Here is a 21487-nt window from a genome sequence, read left to right as displayed (position 1 = left end):
TTACTTCTTCTCTTCCACCATGGTGTAGTGAAGCTCTAAACCTTTAGAGGTTGCTACAAACCCATTGATATTAATCTTTCCTTCATGCACCATTTTGTGATGCTCTTTACACAGTGGTATGAGGTTATATTTGTGGTTGACATTCACATGCCCAATAAAGCCCTCTTTATTGGCACGTGCTTGCTCCTTGATATGATGCACATCATCCACTGCTCTTCCACAAATCGTACACGTAGAGACAATCATATTTTTGTTGTAGTTGCTTCTTTTTTGTTGCGTGATTCGTTCAAGCGGTTCATAATCGTCCGTGATTTTTTTACGAATATCATTGGCCATACGCAAAAACTCTTTATCCATATGCAAAGACTTCGCATACTCCAATCCATACATGCTGCTTCCACTTCCATATTGCAGTTTTCGATTGAAAATGAGTTTATCTTCTTCATCTTGGTACATCACACTTAGATGCAAACAAATCACATTTTTAAGCTTCTCTATCTCTTCAAGTTCAGGAAGCTGATGCAAGTGTGTGGCAAACAAAAACAGTGATTGCAGTTTGGCCAATTTCAAGATAGCACTGGCAACGATACTCACTCCACTCATGGTTTCTGTACTGTGTGAGATTTCATCTCCAAGTACCAAGGATTTTTTAGTAGCACGGTTGAAAATATTTTTAAGTTCTAACATCTCTACAGCAAACGAAGAGAGGCCTTTAGCAATGTTATCACTTCCGCTGATACGCGTATAAATGGCATCAAATATAGAGAACCTCATCGACTTGCACGGCACGTAAAAACCTGATTGCGCTAAAATCACAGCAATCCCCACGGATTTCATGAGTGAAGATTTCCCGCTTGAATTAATCCCATACAACAATACCCCATGCATTTTGTTATCATAGATGTTCACCGGATTGGAATTTTTTATGATGACATTGTTTTTGTACTCTTCACTGGCTAATGAAAGCTCCCCTAAGATAATGTCATTGGGTACGTAAATGCCCTGTTCTTCACTGGCTTCAATAATAGGATGGCGTACTTCAATGAGTTCTAAGAAATTCTCTTCTTCTTTGGTTTTAACAATCTTTGGGCAAACATAGTTGTACTTTTTAGCCGTTTTAATATTAGAAACCGTCACATCAATTTCAGCAATAAAAATCACCAACTCTTCTAACAGATGGGAAAACTTGGTTTCAAACTCTAAAAGTTTTTCTTTAAAAACCAATTTATTCAACTCAATAATTTTTCGCAGATTATGCACATATTTATCAGAAACATCTTCTGTAACAGAACACGTGATTTTTACAGAATTCGTTTGTACCTTGATTTTAAAATCTTTAAAAAGCAACAACTCATCCTCAACAATCATATGCGCATTTTCTAACTCTTGTTTAATCGAATTGTATCGGTTTTTGGTCAATGAGATAAAAAAGCCCTCTTTATCTAAACGATTGATTCCTACAAAGTTAGAATCATTTGTTTTTAAAAAGCTTAGAATATGTGCTTTGATATTTTCAAGTTTACTAAAAAGTTTTTGATTTTCAATATTAAGCTCATCAATTTGAGCGTTAATCCCCTCACTGATCATATTATCTTCAACATCTTTAAGCATATACTTACCGCTGATACTCAAATCAAACGTAGAATCAATAGAGTCTATGAAAATTTGTAAATCATTGGAACTGCATGGTGGTTCAAAGAATTTATAGTTCTCCATAAAGGTCACCACCTCTTTGATACTTAAAAGAGAATCATACAAATAGTTCAATTCAAACGGATGCAGTCGGGAGAGTTTAATACGACGTGTCAGTCTTTCAATATCATAGATATTGGCCAACTCGTTTTCTATAGGAGCATGGTAATCATACAACTCTTTTGACAAAGCATATCGTCGTAACAGCTCTTTTGACTCTTTTACAGGATGTGTTAATCGCTCTTTTAAAAGCCGTTTCCCCATGGCCGTAGACGTATTGTTAATCAAACGAAGCAGACTTGGGTTATGAGGCGTATCAATGATATTAAGTTGCTCTAACGCATTGTTTCCTAAATAGATATACTTCGAAACATCCAATTTAATAGGCAGTGATAACTTTTGAATAATCTTGGCATCATGTGAGATGACGAAATCAATAAGTATGGCTAAACACTCTGTGGCCAATGGTACACGTTCCATATCTAAATGCTCGATTGAGGTTAACAAAGACTCAATATTAAAAACATTTTTAAACAACTCATTTTGATAGATAATCTTAGGTCGAAAGGAGCTGATATGAAACGTTTTATGTGAGAGTTCTAAATACTCTATGATCTCTTTTTGATTGATATTTTTATCTGCAAAAGAGACCACTACTTCAGAAGTTTTGTGCATGTTCATATAGTTAAACGCTTCATCTAAAGCATACGATTTATCTTCACTCGTACCGTGTACTTCATTGTAGTAACACTTTCCTGTTGTTACATCAATGGCACTGTAACCAATAGAAAAAATCCCTTTATTACAATCAATGGTAAGTCCCGTGATGTTGTTTTCATCTTGATCAATGACAAAATCAAAGTTCGTACCAGGACTCACCACCGTGTCAAGATATCGCGTTACTTTAGGAGGCAATCCCTTTTGTCGAATGATGACAATAGTGTACTTCTTCTCCCCAATAATACGTGCTAAGTGTTTCTCTAAAGAGATTGTTGGTACACCTGCCATGATAGGATTCTCTTGCGAATTTTCTAAAATTGATTTGTTTTTTCGTGTGAGCTGTATGTTTAAAAGCTCTGCAATCTCCTTGGCTTTTCCAACTTGTTCTTCATCATTATTGACTTCATACACTTCAAAAAAGGTTCCTATCTCCATTAAAACAACCGTATTGGCTCCATACTTGGTTTCAAAAAAACGTTGCAGTTTAAAATAGGTGACAGTTAAAAGATCTTTTTTATTCTCTAATATTTCATTGACTTCATTAATGACCAAAATTTATTTCCTAACCCCTGTCCAATCTCGAATGAGTTTTCTCTCTTCCATTGTAATGTTGGCTTTTTCATGCATTGCCATGTATGAACTCAATGGCATTGCTGCATAAGCTGCTCTGAATATCTCTTTGAGTTTTTTCTCTTTCTCTTCTTGTGTATAATCTTCCCATACAGAAAAGTTCACCCATTGTCGTGCCGTATCCACATGTCGTGAAATCATCCAAGAGACAGGTGCAACATTTGCATACCACGGGTATTGCACTTGATTTGAATGACAATCATAACACGCTTTTTTCAATACTGCATGTACCTCTTTGGGTGCTTGTATCTCTTTTTGTGGATCGCTTAGTGGGTTATCCCGTGGGGTTTGTATGATTTGTGCTGCTATAAAAAGTACAAAAATTATAAGCAATGTATTTTTCATTTTTTATCCTCAAAATATAATTCATAAACACGTTTGACCTCTTCAACAAACAAAGGTACACTCATGTTTCGTCCACGTTTTAAAAACTCTTTTTTCTCAATATATAATATCATGGTGGGCAAAGAGAAAACACCAAATTTTGCTGTGGTTTCCAGCGCTTCATCGGTTGGAACTTCAACCAAAACAATCTTTGGAAAGTGTGTCTCAAAGCTCTCTTTTATTTTTGGTTTAAGTACGGTACAAACCGAGCAATTCTTACCACTAAAATAAAGAAGTACAGCTGCATTGTTTTCAATGAACTGCATGATATCATCATATTTATTTAGAATTTTCATCGTCTTTTTGTTCTTCTTGCTCTTCTTGTTCTTTGACTTTCTCTTCATGTTTGACTTCAAAAATCTCATGACGACTCAAGCTGATACCTTTCATGTGTGTAAGAGGGAAAGCAAACACTACCCCTTTTCCACTGGTGGTAATATGCAAGCTGTGAATAATGGCGTTAATGACAGGTTTAACTTTAATTTCAGGCAATAAAAACAGAAGCAATAAATCATTGGCTTCAAATGAAGTACGATAGAAATTATTCATTTCATTAAGTCCTATTCCATCCGCATCTAAAACCGTTACTCCTGAAGCACCAGCTGCACTTGCTGCTTGAATGGCATCCACTTTTTTATCTTTTGGTACAATAAATACCACCGCATAAAATTGCATTTTAAGTGAGTGACGTCGGTCTGTTCCATCGATATTCACCGTGGCTAAACTCATATCTTCTGCATCAACCAATGCATCTTTTAAGATATTGGCTGTTTCAATCTCAGTATCAGATTTAACACCCAGTTTTTCAGTGAGTACCCCATACAACATCACCGTAATCATAGGAAAAAGTGAAGCAAATGCGATTAACCCAAATCCGTCAATAAGAGGACTTCGTCCTTCAATATTCGTTGCCAGTCCAATACCAAGTGCAGCTACTAAAGGCACGGTCACCGTTGAAGTTGTCACTCCTCCACTGTCATATGCAATAGGAATAATATACTTCGGCGCAATGAACGTTAAAATGATCACAATGAGGTATCCTACAATGATATAGTAGTGAATGTGTCCACCATCAATGATTCTGAATGCCCCTAAAGCAATACCAAAAGCAACCCCAAATGATACGAAGATACGAAGTGCGAAATCGTTGATTTTACCATCACTGATCTCTTTTGCTTTTTTAGCAATCGCCATGAGTGCAGGCTCTGCCATTGTGGTTGAAAAACCAATGGCAAAAGCAAAGGCATAAATAACAAATACCGAGTCTCTTTTAGTCAGTTGATACGCCATGGTTTCACCTAATGAGAAAAGCCCCATCTCTAAACCAAGAATAAACGCATACAAACCAATAATCACTAAAGCAAATCCAAGGACAACCGTTTTTAAGTTATTGATTGGTTTTTTAAGCACCCCATATTGAAAAAACAGAATGATAAAAATAATTGGGGCAACGTCTTTAATAACATTAAAAATACCCGTCAAAATAGCCGTAGGTGTCATATCTTTTGGTGTTGAAACTACGGTTTCTACAACCACTTGCGCGACATCTTTTGCTTCAACAAGATTGTATACAGCTATTCCATAAATTTGCACAAAAATCATAGGGGTTAATGATGCAAACGCAATAAGACCAAAACCATCGATAACTGGATTTCGCCCTTTAATGGATGAGGCTAAACCAATACCAAGTGCTGCAACCAAAGGTACCGTCACCGTTGATGTGGTCACACCCCCTAAGTCATAGGCCAAACCAATAATCTCTTGTGGTGCAAAAAAGGTCACCCCAACAACTAAGATATACCCTACTATGATGTAGTAGTGAATTGGATGTCCCTTAATGATTCGAAACACCCCAAGTAAAATAGCAAATCCAACCGAACCAGCTACAACAATTCGAAGTACGGTTGCATCAATTCTTCCGCTTGAAATGGATGCAGCTTTATCTGCAATAACAGCCAATGCTGGTTCTGCAATGGTGGTACCAAAACCAATTAAAAATCCAAAAAACAGAATCCAAAAAACAGAACCTGATTTTGCAAAACCTTGTGCAAGTCCTTCTCCCACAGGGAAAATTCCAATTTCAAGACCTTGTAAAAATACGGCCAGTCCCACACCAACAATTAAAAGTCCAACAGCTGTATACTGCCAGTCTTCAGGTACAGCTTGAATGATTGCCAATTGGAAAAACAAAATCACCAAAATAATTGGCATCAGATCACGAAACGACTCTTTTAAAAGTTTGAGAAAAAAGTTAAACTGCATCATTTAGTTTTTTTCCAAACTTTCTTTAAATTTCTCTATTTTATGGGTATCTCCTACAATCACCAAAATATCTCCCTCATCAATTTTATGGTTTATCCCTCTGGTATTAAAGATAAATTTGTTGCTTATTTCATGGTCCATTATACCAAGAAGTAATATATTAAACTGCTTATGCATGCTCAAATTTCTCAAAAATGTGCCATTTAATTTTGAATTCTTTTCAATATAAATTTCTGCAATTTGCAAGTTGGATTTGTTGAACAAAATTTCATCAAGCACCTCCAACATTTTTGGTTTGGTTAAATAACGAAACACTCTTAAGGCACTCAGTTCATTCGGGTTTAAAACTTTTGTTGCTCCTGCCATCATAAATTTTTTTGCTTCAGAACGTGTTTTGGCAATGGAGACTATTTTAAGTTTTTTATCCAAATTCCGAGCTGAAAGCGTTACAAAAAGATTATTGGGATCACTGCCACTGACACAAAAAAGAGAATCGATGCCTGAACCCACTTTAATATCAAGCAACTCGGAATCATTTAAAAGGGTTAAATGATAAGCATTAAACCCATCTTCTTGTGCTTTTATAACATTTTTTTCCTCATAATCAGCAATGGTGACTTGGTATGCTTTATCGTGTAAAATATGGGCAATTTTCATCCCCAACACCGAGTAACCATAAATCAATATATTTTTTTTCATCATGTACCTAACTTAAAAAGTCTTTTTTGAGTTGTGTCAAAGATTGTCGATACCCAATCATCACAAAGATATCTTTTTCTTGCACTACATAAGAGGTTGTTGTTGGATTAAAAAGAAACTCATTATTATTTGCACTGCTGATAATTGCAACCAGCGTTAAATTATACTCTTCAAATTCAATGTCATGTATCTTTTTACCAATGACATTCATGCCACTGATTATTTCCATCTCATCGACTTCAGCGGAGACATCTTCATTGAGCAAAATTCCATCAATGGCTTCAAAAGCAACTGGTTGACCAATATATTCACTGGCAACAAATGCATTGATTTGATTGGGATTGATGATAAAATCTGCTCCAGCGAGTTTGAGTTTATTCTCTACCTCTTCATTGTTGACCAAAGAGACAATTTTAATCTCACTGTTGAGTGTTCGTGAACCCAAAACAATTGAAAAGTTGGTGGCGTCATCACTGGTCAGAGCAATAATCGTTTTGGCACTTTTTTTCAATAAAATGCTCTCTAAAAAATCCATATTGGTGGCATCCCCTTTTAGGGCTAATATCTCTTTTTCTTTGGCTTTTTTTATCTTTCGCTCTGAAAGGTCTATGACCAAACACTTTTGATGAATTTTCTTAAACTCTTCTATTAAATTGTTCGCCATGACATTGAAGCCACAAACAATGATATAATCATCCAGTTTCTTCACCTCATTTTCAACACGGCTGTGTTTGATGCTCTCCATTCGTTCAGCCAATCCGGTTGTAACAATCGAGGTGCTTACTGCAATGACCAAAAAACCATTGATAATCAAAATCAGTGTTACAAACTTCCCTTCGGGTGTGAGAGGTACAATATCTCCGTACCCCACCGTTGAAATAGTAATCAGTGCCCAATACACTGCATCAAAATAGGTGTTTACTTTTTCATTAACACCTACGGGGCCTTCATAGACAAACATGATGGTTGAACCAAAAAAGATGACCATTCCACTGAGCATGGCAAGGGTATAAAGCTCAAACTTTCTTTCTGCAAAAATCTGTAAGAACTCTTTTAACGAGTTGGTGTATCGAAGGATTTTAAACAGACGAAACAGAAGAAAAATACGAAGTACTCTTAAAGGTCGATAGTATGGTAAAATAGCCAATAAGTCAATAATGGACATAGGGGAAAGTATAAAATCAACCTTCTGTTTAAAAACTTTTTTCAAAGAGGTACTCAGCGAGTACTCTTTGGCTAAAAACAGTGACTCTTCATACTCTGCAATGACTGTTTTACGAACATCACTGTAAACCCAAACACGGCTTAACCACTCAATGATAAAAACTATCACTGCAAAATATTCCCATGAGTTTAAAATCAAAAGTTTGGGGTGATTGACTTCGTAAATCAAAATTCCAATGGTACTTAAAACCAAAAATATCATAAAGATATCAAAATATTTTTTATAAGGGTAGTGAACATTTTCAAGGATGTTTTTTATAAATTCTTTTACGGTCAGATATTGTTTTGAAGCATCTAAATAATAAAGAAAGTGAATAAATTTTTGCTTCATAAAACCGTACAAGGGATCCCCTTGTACTTACACTTGGTGTTCTGTTTTTTTGGCAAGTCGCTCTTTTTGTGAAAGATACGAGTTTAATGCACCTAAATATGCTTTTGCTGTTGCTAACATGGTGTCAATACTTAAACCATGCCCCACAAATGAAGGTGAATTGTCATCAAAAACAACCCGAGTAGTTACTTTTGCTAATGCATCTTTTCCTTCAGTTACTGAAGTTACTTTATAATCTTTTAACTCTCCGTTATACCCTGTTAATCGGTCAATGGCTTTGAAAATAGCATCCATGGTTCCATTACCAATATTTGCATCGGTCATCACTTCATCTTTATGTTTGATAGAGACTGCTGCAGTAGGTACACCATTTGAGCAATCAGAGATCTGTAATCCAACCAATTCAAAGGTTTTAATTGAATTCAATGCTTCATCGGTGATTAACATTCTTACATCATCATCTGTTACATCTTTTTTCTTATCGGCTAATAACTTAAATCGCTCAAACGCTGCATTTAACTCTTCATCAGTAACTTTATCAAACCCTAATTGCGTGATTTTATCTCTGAATGCAGCTCTACCTGAGTGTTTACCTAAGATTAATGTACTCTCTTTATATACACCCACATCTTCAGGTTTCATAATCTCATATGTCTCTTGATGTTTTAAAACACCATCTTGGTGAATTCCACTTTCGTGAGCAAATGCATTTTTACCTACAATTGACTTGTTTTGTTGTGGTTCAACACCTGTGATGGTTGCAACCAATCGTGATGTCGCATAGATTTCAGGCGTGTTAATGGTTGTGTATAAATCACCAAAGGCATCTTTTCGTGTTTTAATCGCCATCACTGCTTCTTCTAATGCAGAGTTTCCTGCTCGTTCACCTAATCCATTAATGGTGACTTCAATTTGTCGTGCACCATTCATCACCGCAGCTAAAGTGTTGGCCGTTGCCAATCCTAAGTCGTTGTGGTTATGTACAGAGATAATCGCTCGATCACCTGCAAAATCACTCAACTCTTTTACCATGGCACCTAACTCTGTTGGCAATCGGTATCCCACAGTGTCTGGCAAGTTAATGGTTGATGCACCTGCAGCAATCACCGCATCCATTACCTCTTTCATGAAAGGAATTTCACTTCGTCCTGCATCTTCTAATGAGAACTCAACGTCATCCACAAATGTTCGTGCATACTCAACAGCATGTACTGCTCTTTTAATCACTTCATCTTCACTCATTTTTAATTTGTACTTCATGTGAATAGGGGAAGTTGCAATAAACGTATGAATTCTGTGTTTTGGTGCATACCCAACTGCTAAACCTGCTTGTTTGATGTCGTTTTCAATGGCTCTACTTAAAGAACAGATGCTTGAATTTGTAACTGTTTGTGCAATTCTGCTTACTGCATCAAAATCACCTGGACTCGCAGCTGCAAAACCTGCTTCAATAACATCAACACCTAATTTTTCTAACTGTAAAGCAACTTTAATCTTCTCTTCTGTGTTCATTGAGCAACCTGGACTTTGCTCTCCATCTCTTAATGTTGTATCAAATACAATAATTTTATTTCTATCCATTGTAATGCCTTTATAAATTACATATATTATATCTATTTTTTAATAAAAAAATAAAACCTAAGTTTGTGATTGTGTCTGTATTAATTTTGTATAAAATTAGAGGGAAATTTTGAGCAGCAGAAGAGTATTTACGCTTTTAATAAAATTGCATTTTTGAAAATCAAATATTTTCATGGTACTCTCCTTATATATTAGTGAGATAATTATAATTTATATTATAACTTTTGTCAAGTAAAAAAGGTCAAAGTTGACCTTTTTACTCTTATTTATCCTCTTTAGAAGGATTTTCTTCAGTTGGCGCTTCATCTGGTGTTGTTTCAGAAGACTCTTGTGTATCACTGTTTTTTTCAGTTGGTTCTTGTGAATCTGAAGTTTCATCAGAAGTTGTTTCTTCTTCTGGTTCAACGGCTTCAGAGTGTAAATCCTCTTCTTCAAAAACCTCTCCACCATTCTCTCGAATGATCTCTTGAACACGTTTACCGTCAAGAACTTCAATGTCCAATAACTCTTTGGTCATTTGTTCAATTGCATCTTTATTATCTTTTAATGCTTGCAATACATGGTTGTATCGGTCATTTAAGACTGTTTTGATGTGTTCATCTAAATTCTTAGCCATCTCATCAGAGAAGTCTTTTTGTGTTTGTCCACCTAAAAACTGATTACTTCGTTTCTCGAGTACCATCAAACCTGCCACATCACTCATACCATAGACTGATGCCATTGATTTAATGATATCTGTGGCTCTTTCTAAGTCATTTCCTGCACCCGTAGAAATTTCACCAATGAAAACCTCTTCAGCTGCTCGTCCACCTAAAAGAGTATCTACTTCTGCAATAAGCTCATGTTTTTGCATCAAATATTTATTCTCTTCAGGGGTATTAAGCGTATACCCCAGTGCGGCAAGACCTCTTGGAACAATAGAGACTTTATTTACTTTTTTAGCTCCACGCGTAATCTCAGCAATAAGTGCATGACCACTCTCATGATACGCTACAATCTTTCTCTCTTTTGGAGAGATTCGTCGAGATTTTTTCTCTAAACCTGCAATTTGTCGTTCAACGGCTTCTTTAAAATCCTCTTTGGCGACTTCATCTTTATTTGCTCGACCTGCTAAAAGTGCAGCCTCATTGATGATATTAGCTAAATCTGCTCCTGCAAGTCCTGCTGTCATTCGTGCTACCTCTTCAAGATCCACATCTTTGGCTAAAGTCACCCCTTTAATATGCACTTTTAAAATTTCAATCCTTCCTTCATAGTCTGGTTTATCCACCAATACTTGTCGGTCAAACCGTCCCGGTCTAAGAAGTGCTGGGTCAAGAACTTCTGGTCGGTTGGTTGCAGCAAGCACAATAACGGGGGCATGTTCTGTTGAGAAACCATCCATTTCTGCAAGCAATTGATTCAATGTTTGCTCTCTCTCATCATTACCACCCATTGGACCACCTGAAGCCCTGCTTTTACCAATGGCATCAATCTCATCAATAAAAATAATGGCTGGTGCCACTTTTTTTGCTTGTTCAAACAAATCTCGTACCCTACTTGCACCCACACCTACGAACATCTCAATAAAGGCTGAACCAGAAACACTTAAAAATTCAACGTCTGCTTCACCCGCAACGGCTTTTGCTAAAAGTGTTTTACCCGTACCCGGAGGTCCCACTAAAAGAACCCCTTTAGGAATTTGAGCTCCCAGTTTGATGTATCGCTCAGGTGCACTTAAGAATTCAACGACCTCTTGAACTTCCTCTTTGGCCTCTTTGTTTCCTGCCATATCTTCAAATTTCACTTTTGGTTTTTCAGAATTGATCATCTTTTTAGAACTGCCAATTCCAAGAAGGCCTCCGCCTCCACCACCCATGCTCTTTTGCATTCTTCGAGCAAGGAACATCCAAATTGCAAAGAAGATAAAAATAGGTAAAATCCAACCAAAAAGCATATCTGCTAAAAAATTCTCTTCACTCACACCACCATACGCAATACTATTTTTCTCTAACTCTGGGATCAATGTATCATCTGGCACCACACGTCGTGCATTGTAAGCAGTAACACCATTGTTCCCTTGTTTTGAAATTGCTTTAATGGTTGTATTCCCAATCCCCACATACTCAATACTACCCGAAGTAATCAGTTTTTTCAGTTCTGAATACGGAATAGATTTATTGATGGTTTTCCCATAAGATTGAATCTGACCATTGGATGCACCCATGTTCTGTTCTTGTGGAAAAAGCGTTTTAAATACAAAAATTGTAACTATTGAAAACAGTACAAAAACCAACAGTGGGTTGTTGTTAAAAAAATTATTATTATTTCCATTGTTGTTATTGTTTTGACTGCTGTTTTTCTTTTTAGCCATTTTAATAAACTCCTTAAATTTTAAGCTTTTTTATAAATCAGAGTGACCCACTCATTTTTAGCGATTCGGTCAATCTCTTTTAAATCAGAAAATTTCTTTTGCACTTTGTGTTCATGCTGTTCTAAAATTCCTGAAAGGATAAGTATACCATCTTCTTTCACACTTTTTTTTAAATCACTCGCAATCAGCACCAAAACATCGGCAACAATATTAGCTACAACCACATCATACGTTTGTTTAGCGTGCGTTACACTTCCTGTCCACGCCTCGTTGAATACAGCGCTGTTTAACTCAAAGTTCTCTTTAGCTGAGTCAACCGCATCTTCATCGGTATCACAAATATCAACTACTGCACCTAACTTTTGTGCAGCAATGGATAAAATACCACTTCCACACCCAACGTCTAATAGGGATTGCTGGGATTGAACGTTCTCACCAATGGCTTGCAAGCAACTGCTCGTTGTTTCATGATGTCCTGAACCAAATGAAAGCGCAGGATTGATGATGATATTAATTTTATTCTCTTTTGGTTCTTCCCATGTAGGATAGACATAGAACTGCCCTACTTCGACAGGTTGAATCGAGTTTTTATATTTATTAATCCAATCTTCATTTTTTTGTTGTGTTATTGATGTTTCACACTCAATACTGAGTTTTTGTGCAAAGGCTTGTAGTCCAAACTCCACATCGCTTAAATCCTCTTCACTTCGTGAAATCAAAACCCCATTATCTTCTTCAATGGCTTCATTGGTTAATGAAGTTAATAGGTCTAAAAAAAGCTCATACTGTTGTGCTGGTTTGACTTTTAATTCATAATAGTAATCTTGCAACATTTTCCTTTATTTAAAAGTCAAATATTGTATCCAATAGTAAGTTGAAAGAAGTTTAAAAAAAGCTCTCTATCATGTCACGCATGACTTGAATGTCTGATATTCGGTTAATAATATCTCTAAACTCTGTTGCTCCTGTGTACCCTTTTGAGTATGAGTGCAACAGTTTTCGAAACATGATTGCACCATGTTCTCCATGAAATTTAAGCGTGGCATCGTAGTGTTCTAAGATGATCTCTTTTTTTAGTTCATTAGAAATGGCATCATCATCAAGCCCATGTTTTATTTGGTGAAAAATCCACGGTTTTCCAATGGCTCCTCGACCAATCATCACACCATCTGCTTTGGTGTAATTTAACACCTCTTGAGATTTTTTATAATCTTTGATATCCCCATTGGCAATCACAGGAATACGCACTGATTCTTTTATCATTTTTATGGCATCATAATCCACAGGTGCTTTGTATTGCCCAGCTCGGGTTCGTCCATGTACTGAGATAAAGTCAACCCCACACGCTTCCACTGCTTTTGCAATCTCTACAGGGATTTTTTCATTCACTCCAATTCTTACTTTGGCAGAGGTATAGGCTTTTTTGTTATATTGTTTAACGGTACTTAAAATCGTTTCCAGTTTTTTTAAATCCCCCAAAAGATTTGAACCACTTCCGTGATTAAACACTTTTGGTGCAGGACAACCACAGTTTAAATCAATGCCATCAATGCCTTCAATGTCATTGAGTATTTCAACCGCATCACGAACAAGCTCTGGTTTATTACCTGCAATTTGTACAAAGTAAGGGTCTTCATTTTCACTTTTTTCAAGCATTTTGTACGTTTTTGAAGAGTTATAGACCAAAGCATTGGATGAAATCATCTCAGAGATGGTCAAATCTGCACCAAATTTTTTAACAACCGAACGAAAAGGTAAATCAGTATATCCAGCAAGAGGAGCCAACACCATAAGGGGTTGGCTAAAATCAAGTTTATTCATATTAGTTATAGTAGCAAATCGCGTCGAGGGTGTAGTTTTTCCCTGCATCTTTTAAATCTAAAAGTGCTTTAAATGCCGTGAGTTCATCATCTGCAGTGCTTGCAAAAATGTCTCTGATTTTATCAATCATCTCAAACTCAAACAGCACATAAACGTATGCACTCAATGCTTCCTCTTTTTCGTTTGAAAGCACTTCAAAAATCTCAATGATTTCATCTGGAGTTAAACTGCTTTTATAAAGTTTTGCAATATCAAGATATTCGTTTTTATCAAACTCAACGCTCTTAATTTGTTTAAGCAATTCTTCTTTGCTTAAAGAGAACTCTTCTTGAACACTGTCTCTTTTAAAAAGTTCTTGAAGCATTGCTTTAGTTAATTTAATGTTAGGCAATACTTTTTTCACAGACGTCATTGATTTTTCATCAATCACTTTCGTAAACGCTGCTTCAACCTCTTCTTGTGAGTAGTTGTTTGGTCGCTTTAATACATCCAATGCAAACTCAACTTGTTCGTTAATTTTGTTAATCGTATTTTTAATCATCCATGTATTGTTTGATGGAAGTTTCACACTTAAATTAACATACTTCCCATTTTTAATATCAATGAGTTGTTGAGCCAATTCATTGAGTTCTTTGTTATTCGTGCTCAATGAATCTTTTTTTAAGTTCACGGTTGCACTGCTTAAAAGTTCATGCATGTCTTTTAATATAGGATTCTTAAACTTGATTGTTTCGTCTTTTTGAACCAAGCTGTTTTTTAATGATTTTAAAATATTCTCTTCATCTTTATTCACACTCATATCAGAGATGTAGTTCTTTAAACCATAAAAAATCATATGCAGTACGGATGCAATAAACAGTACAACAAGTGGGATACTTACCCATACAGCTACTGGCAGTGAAAAAGTGCTTTCAAACAGTTTTATCTCATATTGTGTCTGAGCTATACTGAACACATATCCAGCAATAACTGCTATAAAAATAATCGACGCAACAATATATTTCTTTAGTCCCATATTTATTCCTTAGTGTGGTTTACTGTTCAACCTCATAAATCTCTCTACAAGGAGTACAAAATTTTGCAAATGGTTTTGCTCGTAATCGTCCCAATGCAATCGCTTCATCGCACATTTCACAAATCCCGTATGTACCATTGTCAATTCGCTTTAACGCATCATCAATCTCAGCAAGCTCTTTGACTTGTTGATTGGCGATGATTCCTTCTTTAAAACTGTCACTGCTGATTTCTGCATAATCAACATCATCATTACACTCAGAGTTTTTTAAACCGTCAATGCTGTTTCGACTCTCTTGAATGTTTTTAGTAATTAATTCTTTTCGTTTTAACAGAGTCTCTTTTAACTCTTCAATCTGCTTTTTATTTGCCAAAATAGAACCTCTTTTTCAAAATTTGTCCAAGATTATACAGAAATTTATATAAATTATTTATGATATGGATGATTATTAATTATACAAAGACATCGAAAGACCTGCTCATGCAGTACTACAGCTGCAATTTTATGTGCCATGGTCAAGTCACTCAAACTGATAATCGCATCAAATTTTTTTAAAAAATCTCTTTGAAATCCAAATGCACCGCCAATAAAAAAATTAATATTGGCATCTTTTTGCAAAAGTTTGGCAAATGCAAAACTGTCTGTTTTTTTACCCAAAACATCCAAAGCAATATTAAAGCCATTCATCAATGGTTCAAATGCTTCACTGTAAGAGTCTTGTGCCTCTTTTTCACCAATGGTTTGAGCTTTAGCAATTTTTTTGTTAAACAAACAATGATACTCTACTTTAGCATACTTTGATGACATTTTTATAAACTCTTTTATCACTGTGTCAAATGCATCATTGCTTGGTTTTACAATCGCATAAATATTGATTTTTGTCATACAAGCAAACCTGAACCAATCACGTTCATAGATACATTGGCTAAAACATCCTCTTTTTTAACGCCACCAATGGCACATACAGGATGCTTGGATACTTTGGCTAAGTAAGGCAATTTATCTCCTAATACCGTGCTGACATCTTTTGTGGAAGTATTTCTGTATGCTCCTAATCCAATGTAGTCTAAATCCCACTCATTGGCTCGTAATATCTCTAATTCATTGTGAGTAGATATACCGAAGAGCTTATCTTTGAGTTTTTTTCTCAAAATCATCACAGCTTTGGATTTGTCTGCGAAAAAACGTTCTAAATCTTCTTGCCCCAGATGTAATCCATGTGCATATTCGACAAGTTCAAGCTTGTCATTAATAATAATCGGAACATCTAAATGTGAAGTGAGATAGTTTAAGTGCAGTTTTTGAATCTCAATGGAGTTGGTTTTATCTCGGTATTGAACCAACTTTACTTCGTTTACTTTGCATGTTTGTACATACTGTTCCAGTGTGATGTCATGTTTATTTAACATATCAAAATCACACAAAGCGTAAATATTTGCACTCAAGCTTGAGGCTTGAGGCAAAGATTTAAAATAGTTTCGAAGCATTTTAGCTGGCTCTGTTCTCGTTTGAAAAAAGTGTCAGTAAATCTGAAATTGTCTGTTTCATGTCTCGTCGGTTTACAACCATGTCAATTGAACCATGTTCAAGTAAGAACTCTGCTCTTTGGAAACCTTCTGGAAGGTCTGCTCCAATGGTTTGTTTAATAACACGCTGACCAGCAAATCCAACCAATGCACCTGGTTCAGCCATGATAATATCGCCTAAAAGAGCAAATGAAGCAGAAACCCCACCCATTGTTGGGTCTGTTAAGACTGAGATATATGGCAATTTTTCAGCATCAAGTTTTTTAAGTGCTGCAGAGGTTTTTGCCATTTGCATTAAAGCAAACGTACTCTCTTGCATTCGAGCACCCCCTGAAGCAGAGATAATAATAAGCCCTTGTCGTTTCTCAATCGCACGATTGACTGCACGTACGATTTTCTCACCCTCAACGGAACCCAAACTTCCTCCCATAAAGGAGAAGTCAAAAATAGCCATTTGAGCAGCAATGCCATTAATAGTACACTCACCGCTTACAACGGAAGAGGTTCGATTGGTTTTGTTTAACGCTTCATCCAATCTCTTTTTATACGATTTTTTGTCCACAAATTTCAAAGGATCCGTCGGTTTTAAAGTTGCATCATGTTCAACAAAACTTCCTTCATCACATAAAATTTCTATTCGTCGTTGTGCTCCAATTCTCATGTGAAAGTTACACTTTGGACAAATATTATTTTGGTTTTCAACCTCTTTGAAAAACATCAATGCATTACACTCTGGACATTTTACCCAGTGACTTGGTGCATCTTTTTTGGTTGGTTGTGTTTTTCTGTCAAAGTTAATTTTTTTAAACAGATTCTTTAAATCCATACTTCAATCCTTCTATTCTTATTTTAATGCTTCAAACTTCTCTAATTCGTCAAGTTGTTCCCATGGATAATCACTTTGCCCTACTTGACCTCGTGAAGCGACATCTGCATACAAAAATGTATCTTTACTTGGTTTATCTAAGTTAAATTTCTGAGTAATCCATCGTGGTGTTAAACTGAATGTTTTACTTACAAATGTAGATAAATCATTATCATTAACCGTCGTGTATGTTCCACACGTATCGACTGACACTGACGTTGGTTTGGCAACTCCAATGGCATATGAGAGTTGTACGATACATTTTTTTGCAAGTCCTGCTGCAACGATATGTTTTGCAATCCATCGTCCTGCATACAATCCACTTCTGTCTACTTTTGTATAATCTTTTGAACTTTGAGCTCCACCTCCAATAGGTGCATAGCCACCAAATGAATCAACAATCAATTTTCGCCCCGTTAATCCACTGTCATGCAGTGAAGAGTGGCTCACATATCGTCCTGTTGGATTAATATGAATGATGGTTGTTTTTGGATCATACAACTCAGTTGGAAGACCTGTATCATCAATCAAACCTTGAATCAACGCTCTTACTTCTTTAATATCCATGCTCTCAGTACTTGGAGCACTGACAACAATCGTATGGATTTTTTGTGGTTTACAATTTTCAAAATTCTCTTTTGTTCCATAATCCAATGTAACTTGAGTTTTGATATCCACACCTAATTTTTGATTATGATTGAGTGCATAGTGATAGACTTTATCACACAGCATTCGTGCATAAGTAATTGCTGCAGGCATAAAGTCTGCTGTTTCACTTGATGCATATCCAAACATAATTCCTTGGTCACCCGCACCAATCTCACCATCCGTTTGATCAACCCCTTGGTTGATATCCGGGCTTTGTTGGTTTAATAATACTTGTACATCTACTTCATCTGGGTGTAAGCACTGCTCTTTTGTAAAAGCTCCCTTTCCATCATACCCTATTTTAGCCAATGCCTCTTTTACAATTTTTTCATACTCTTCATTGCTTAAGTTTGCATTGGATTTTACTTCTCCACCAATTACAACATGTTTCCCTGCTACAAAAACCTCTGATGCGACACGCGAATTTTTGTCTTCCATGATCAGTCGATCAACGATACTGTCTGCGATAATATCTGCACACTTATCAGGGTGTCCAGGGCTTACTACTTCTGAAGTAAATAAATACTCTTTTTTGTTTTCCATTTTTGTTTTCCTCGTAGGTTTTCCATTTTTGTTTTCCATTATTTTTATTCATTACGTCTGTGTTGTTAAAAAAAAATAATAAATTACAATAATTGTTTGTTGAATACTCTATTCAACAGTAACGGACTTCGCCAAGTTTCTTGGCATATCCACATCATTTCCTAATCGTACAGAAATCTCCATAGAGAGTAACTGTAACACCACCAACATCTCAAAGAACTCTAACATGTAGTGATCTTTTACATTGGTTTGTATAAAATCATCAGCCAAATCAAAACTCAATGGCGAAATAGCACAAATCGTACTATCACGTGCACTTAACTCCTCGACATTACTCTTTATTTTATCATAAAGCAAGTGTTGAGGCATTAAAGCAATTGTAAAAAGTTCTGGATCTGCCAATGCAATTGGCCCGTGTTTCATCTCACCTGCAGGATATCCTTCTGCGTGTAAATATGAAATTTCTTTTAATTTAAGAGCACCTTCCAGTGCCAATGGGAAAAAGACATCACGTCCTATAAAGAAAAAACCATGGCCATGTAAATAACGCTTTGAGAGACGTCGCGTTTTTTCATGAACTTTATCTAATACCAATAAAGAAGAGGGAACTTCTCTTAAAGCGTGCAGTTCTGTATGCATTGCCTCTTGGCTAAGAACCTTTTTTTGTTGTGCAAAATATAAGGCCATCATCCAAAGTACCACAACTTGCGTTGAAAAGGCTTTGGTACTTGCCACCCCTTTTTCAATTCCTGCACGCGTTAAAACAGAGTGGTCCGCCACTCGGGTCATGGAGGAGTTATCTACATTACATACCACAATTGATTTGAGACCATTTTTTTTGGCCATTTTCAAAGCTTCTAATGTATCCGCGGTCTCACCACTTTGAGAAATCACAATAAAAAGTGTGTCTTTGGTTAAAAGTGGCTCTTTATATCGAAATTCACTTGCAATCTCAACCGAACATTTCACTTTTGCTAATCGCTCAAAAAGATAAGATGCTGTGATTCCTGCATGATACGAGGTACCGCATGCACATATTTTGATTTCATTAATGCCTTGAATAAGACTTGCATCAAACTCATCAAACGTGATACTTTGGTCTTGAAGTCGTCCCAACATCGTATCACTGACCACATTGCTTTGCTCATAAATCTCTTTTTCCATAAAGAAACGATAACCCTCTTTTTGAGCAAATTGCTTAGAACTGGGCAAACTTCCCCATTGCACTTGGCTCTCATCAAAAAAGACAATACCCTCTTTTGAAGCCACACCACCACACTCATCTTCTAAATAAACCACATCTTTACACAGCCCTATTAAAGGTGCATCTGAAGAAGCGAACAGTACTTCCCCTTCATTCATGCCATGTGCCACAATCAAAGGGCTTCCATGTTTAAAGAAGAAGATGTTCTCAGGGCACGCTTTTGAAATGAGTAAAATAGAGTATGCCCCTTCAAGTCGTTCTACAGTTTTTTCAAACGCTTCTTGACACGAGTTCAAACTGTTTTGATAATACTCAAAAAGATGCACAATCACTTCCGTGTCTGTTTGAGAAACAAATTTGTGTCCATGAGATATAAGCTCATCTTTAAGCTCTTTATAATTTTCAATGATTCCATTATGCACCACATAAGAGTACTCTCCTAAATGTGGATGCGCGTTTAGTTCTGTAGGTTTACCGTGTGTGGCCCATCGTGTATGACCAATACCTAAGTCATAACTTTCATTGTCGTTGCTGGTATTGATTTTCTCTTCTAAGTTATTAAGTTTCCCCAAAGCTTTATACACAGAAATTTTATTTTGATTCAGTAAAGCAACTCCAGCAGAGTCGTACCCTCTGTACTCAAGCTCCTTTAATCCATCTAATAAAATATTGACTGTTTTTTGCTTACCAATATAACCAACAATACCACACATAGCTTACCTTCAAATATATTATAGCCTTGCATTTTATTCAAATTTTACTAAAACTCGGCTTTTATAAAATCTTCTGAACTCATTTCAAAATATCATGCAAATATCATATGGGCAGTATACAATGTGACAAGTATTAAATGAAACTAATTTATGGAGTGAATCATGTTAAATAACTTAAAAATAAAATCAAAACTTCTTTTACTCACTGCTATGACTGTTATTGGTTTAGTGGCACTTATTTTCTTAAATGAAAGAACCATTATTACATTGGTCAATCTCAGTGATGTCAAAGTGAGTATAGAAAAACTGGAACTCTCAATATTAGAATTGAGAAAACATGAAAAAGATTTTCTTTTACGAAAAGATTTAAAATATTTTGAACAGTTCAACACTGTTTTCAAAAAAATGCAAGAGGAGGTTCAAACACTTGAACTCTTCTTTGCCAACCAAGCATTAGAAATCACAGAGTTAAAGAATTTTCAAACCATCACAACGTCCTATCAACAGATATTTTCAAAGTTGGTACAAACACAGCAAAAAATTGGTCTGAATTCCAAAGATGGTCTGTATGGAAGCTTAAGAGAGAGTGTTCATCACGTTCAAGAAACAGCAACACAAACAAAAGACTTTAAGTTGTTATCACAAGTTTATGACTTAAGAAAACAAGAAAAAGATTTCATGCTTCGAAGTGATTTAAAGTATGTAGAGATTTTTAAAAAGAAAATTGATGCACTTCTACAATCCAATATTTCTGAAGAATTACTTGGAGATCTTAGAAACTACCGAAATCATTTTTTAGCATTAGTAGAAGAGGAAACTATTTTAGGTTTATCAAGTGATGAAGGTATTCGAAAAGAGATGCGAGCAACCGTACATCAAACAGAAGAGAATATTATCAAACTCATCAAGGAGATTGATGTGCACACAAAAGAGTCTATTAGAATAACTGAAATCATCAATATCGTTGTATCTATTATCATCATATTCATCATTGTTGCATTGGTGTTGGTTCTTTCAAAAAACATCAATAACTCTTTATCACAGTTTCAAACCGGGTTATTGAGTTTCTTTAGATACTTAAATAAAGAGGAGAGAGAGGCGCACCTTATTGAAATAAACAGTAAAGATGAGTTTGGTGCGATGTCCACAGTGGTCAATGATAATATTAAAAAGATTCAAGCAGGACTACTTAAAGATAATGAAGCCGTAAGTGAAGCATTGAGTGTGGTAGAACAAGCCATAAAAGGACATTTAGATGTGCAATTAACCAAACAAG

The 21487-nt window shown here is 35.9% G+C and carries 17 protein-coding genes and 1 pseudogene; 1 reads left to right on the top strand and 17 read right to left on the bottom strand.

All coding sequences use genetic code 11. The features are described 5' to 3' along the window. The 17 genes from CRV04_RS00090 to glmS form a co-directional block, all read right to left on the bottom strand. Nucleotides 1-2964: a MutS-related protein gene (locus tag CRV04_RS00090; RefSeq protein WP_128994594.1), complete on the bottom strand. Its 2964-nt coding sequence runs from the start codon at nucleotides 2962-2964 to the stop codon at nucleotides 1-3. A 3-nt stretch (nucleotides 2965-2967) separates the two neighbouring features. Continuing rightward, nucleotides 2968-3387 carry a heme-binding domain-containing protein gene (locus CRV04_RS00085; RefSeq protein WP_128994593.1) on the bottom strand — a complete coding sequence of 140 codons (420 nt, stop codon included), beginning with the start codon at nucleotides 3385-3387 and terminating at the stop codon, nucleotides 2968-2970. Beyond that, on the bottom strand, nucleotides 3384-3722 hold the full coding sequence (locus CRV04_RS00080; protein WP_128994592.1) for a thioredoxin family protein: 339 nt from the start codon (nucleotides 3720-3722) through the stop codon (nucleotides 3384-3386). The genes CRV04_RS00085 and CRV04_RS00080 overlap by 4 nt, the downstream gene beginning before the upstream one ends. Beyond that, complete coding sequence (locus tag CRV04_RS00075) at nucleotides 3706-5691, bottom strand: DUF1538 domain-containing protein (protein WP_128994591.1); 1986 nt, start codon at nucleotides 5689-5691, stop codon at nucleotides 3706-3708. The genes CRV04_RS00080 and CRV04_RS00075 overlap by 17 nt, the downstream gene beginning before the upstream one ends. Beyond that, a complete protein-coding gene (locus tag CRV04_RS00070) occupies nucleotides 5692-6387 on the bottom strand; it encodes a potassium channel family protein (protein ID WP_164969079.1) in 696 nt (231 codons plus the stop codon). 7 nt (nucleotides 6388-6394) lie between these two features. Then, on the bottom strand, nucleotides 6395-7954 hold the full coding sequence (locus CRV04_RS00065) for an NAD-binding protein (RefSeq protein ID WP_128994589.1): 1560 nt from the start codon (nucleotides 7952-7954) through the stop codon (nucleotides 6395-6397). 15 nt (nucleotides 7955-7969) lie between these two features. Next, the gene (locus CRV04_RS00060) at nucleotides 7970-9523 is read right to left on the bottom strand and encodes a 2-isopropylmalate synthase (RefSeq protein WP_128994588.1); all 1554 of its coding nucleotides are present in this window, start codon (nucleotides 9521-9523) and stop codon (nucleotides 7970-7972) included. A gap of 262 nt (nucleotides 9524-9785) precedes the next feature. Continuing rightward, entirely contained in the window at nucleotides 9786-11876 is a 2091-nt protein-coding gene (gene ftsH, locus CRV04_RS00055; protein ID WP_128994587.1) for an ATP-dependent zinc metalloprotease FtsH, read from the bottom strand. A gap of 20 nt (nucleotides 11877-11896) precedes the next feature. Further along, nucleotides 11897-12706 (bottom strand): 50S ribosomal protein L11 methyltransferase, encoded by an 810-nt coding sequence (locus CRV04_RS00050; protein ID WP_128994586.1) that lies wholly within the window; start codon nucleotides 12704-12706, stop codon nucleotides 11897-11899. A 55-nt stretch (nucleotides 12707-12761) separates the two neighbouring features. Further along, complete coding sequence (locus CRV04_RS00045; protein ID WP_128994585.1) at nucleotides 12762-13697, bottom strand: tRNA dihydrouridine synthase; 936 nt, start codon at nucleotides 13695-13697, stop codon at nucleotides 12762-12764. Between the two features lies 1 nt (nucleotide 13698). Continuing rightward, complete coding sequence (locus CRV04_RS00040; RefSeq protein ID WP_128994584.1) at nucleotides 13699-14712, bottom strand: hypothetical protein; 1014 nt, start codon at nucleotides 14710-14712, stop codon at nucleotides 13699-13701. 19 nt (nucleotides 14713-14731) lie between these two features. Further along, nucleotides 14732-15085: an RNA polymerase-binding protein DksA gene (gene dksA / locus CRV04_RS00035; protein WP_128994583.1), complete on the bottom strand. Its 354-nt coding sequence runs from the start codon at nucleotides 15083-15085 to the stop codon at nucleotides 14732-14734. 53 nt (nucleotides 15086-15138) lie between these two features. Then, the gene (locus CRV04_RS00030) at nucleotides 15139-15597 is read right to left on the bottom strand and encodes a 23S rRNA (pseudouridine(1915)-N(3))-methyltransferase RlmH (protein ID WP_128994582.1); all 459 of its coding nucleotides are present in this window, start codon (nucleotides 15595-15597) and stop codon (nucleotides 15139-15141) included. Beyond that, nucleotides 15594-16157 (bottom strand): thiamine phosphate synthase, encoded by a 564-nt coding sequence (locus CRV04_RS00025; protein ID WP_336470497.1) that lies wholly within the window; start codon nucleotides 16155-16157, stop codon nucleotides 15594-15596. The genes CRV04_RS00030 and CRV04_RS00025 overlap by 4 nt, the downstream gene beginning before the upstream one ends. 43 nt (nucleotides 16158-16200) lie before the next feature. Continuing rightward, on the bottom strand, nucleotides 16201-17064 hold the full coding sequence (accD, locus tag CRV04_RS00020; RefSeq protein WP_128994580.1) for an acetyl-CoA carboxylase, carboxyltransferase subunit beta: 864 nt from the start codon (nucleotides 17062-17064) through the stop codon (nucleotides 16201-16203). 18 nt (nucleotides 17065-17082) lie between these two features. Further along, nucleotides 17083-18294 carry a methionine adenosyltransferase gene (gene metK / locus CRV04_RS00015; protein ID WP_228126414.1) on the bottom strand — a complete coding sequence of 404 codons (1212 nt, stop codon included), beginning with the start codon at nucleotides 18292-18294 and terminating at the stop codon, nucleotides 17083-17085. Between the two features lie 108 nt (nucleotides 18295-18402). Next, complete coding sequence (gene glmS / locus CRV04_RS00010; RefSeq protein ID WP_128994578.1) at nucleotides 18403-20211, bottom strand: glutamine--fructose-6-phosphate transaminase (isomerizing); 1809 nt, start codon at nucleotides 20209-20211, stop codon at nucleotides 18403-18405. 162 nt (nucleotides 20212-20373) lie between these two features. Here glmS and CRV04_RS00005 point away from each other — a divergent pair. Then, nucleotides 20374-21487: pseudogene (locus tag CRV04_RS00005) on the top strand (hypothetical protein); the annotation flags it as partial.

It is taken from the genome of Candidatus Marinarcus aquaticus (assembly GCF_004116335.1).
In the GTDB taxonomy this organism is placed as follows: Bacteria; Campylobacterota; Campylobacteria; order Campylobacterales; family Arcobacteraceae; genus Marinarcus; species Marinarcus aquaticus.
This window is presented reverse-complemented; position numbering and strand designations above follow the sequence as displayed.

Coding starts and splice junctions, on each gene's coding strand:
- CRV04_RS00075 (WP_128994591.1), bottom strand. CDS start 5,691: ATGATGCAGTTTAACTTTTTTCTCAAACTTTTAAAAGAGTCGTTTCGT.
- CRV04_RS00045 (WP_128994585.1), bottom strand. CDS start 13,697: ATGAATAAACTTGATTTTAGCCAACCCCTTATGGTGTTGGCTCCTCTT.
- CRV04_RS00060 (WP_128994588.1), bottom strand. CDS start 9,523: ATGGATAGAAATAAAATTATTGTATTTGATACAACATTAAGAGATGGA.
- CRV04_RS00030 (WP_128994582.1), bottom strand. CDS start 15,597: ATGACAAAAATCAATATTTATGCGATTGTAAAACCAAGCAATGATGCA.
- CRV04_RS00040 (WP_128994584.1), bottom strand. CDS start 14,712: ATGGGACTAAAGAAATATATTGTTGCGTCGATTATTTTTATAGCAGTT.
- CRV04_RS00070 (WP_164969079.1), bottom strand. CDS start 6,387: ATGAAAAAAAATATATTGATTTATGGTTACTCGGTGTTGGGGATGAAA.
- accD (WP_128994580.1), bottom strand. CDS start 17,064: ATGGATTTAAAGAATCTGTTTAAAAAAATTAACTTTGACAGAAAAACA.
- CRV04_RS00085 (WP_128994593.1), bottom strand. CDS start 3,387: ATGAAAAATACATTGCTTATAATTTTTGTACTTTTTATAGCAGCACAA.
- CRV04_RS00080 (WP_128994592.1), bottom strand. CDS start 3,722: ATGAAAATTCTAAATAAATATGATGATATCATGCAGTTCATTGAAAAC.
- ftsH (WP_128994587.1), bottom strand. CDS start 11,876: ATGGCTAAAAAGAAAAACAGCAGTCAAAACAATAACAACAATGGAAAT.
- metK (WP_228126414.1), bottom strand. CDS start 18,294: ATGGAAAACAAAAAAGAGTATTTATTTACTTCAGAAGTAGTAAGCCCT.
- glmS (WP_128994578.1), bottom strand. CDS start 20,211: ATGTGTGGTATTGTTGGTTATATTGGTAAGCAAAAAACAGTCAATATT.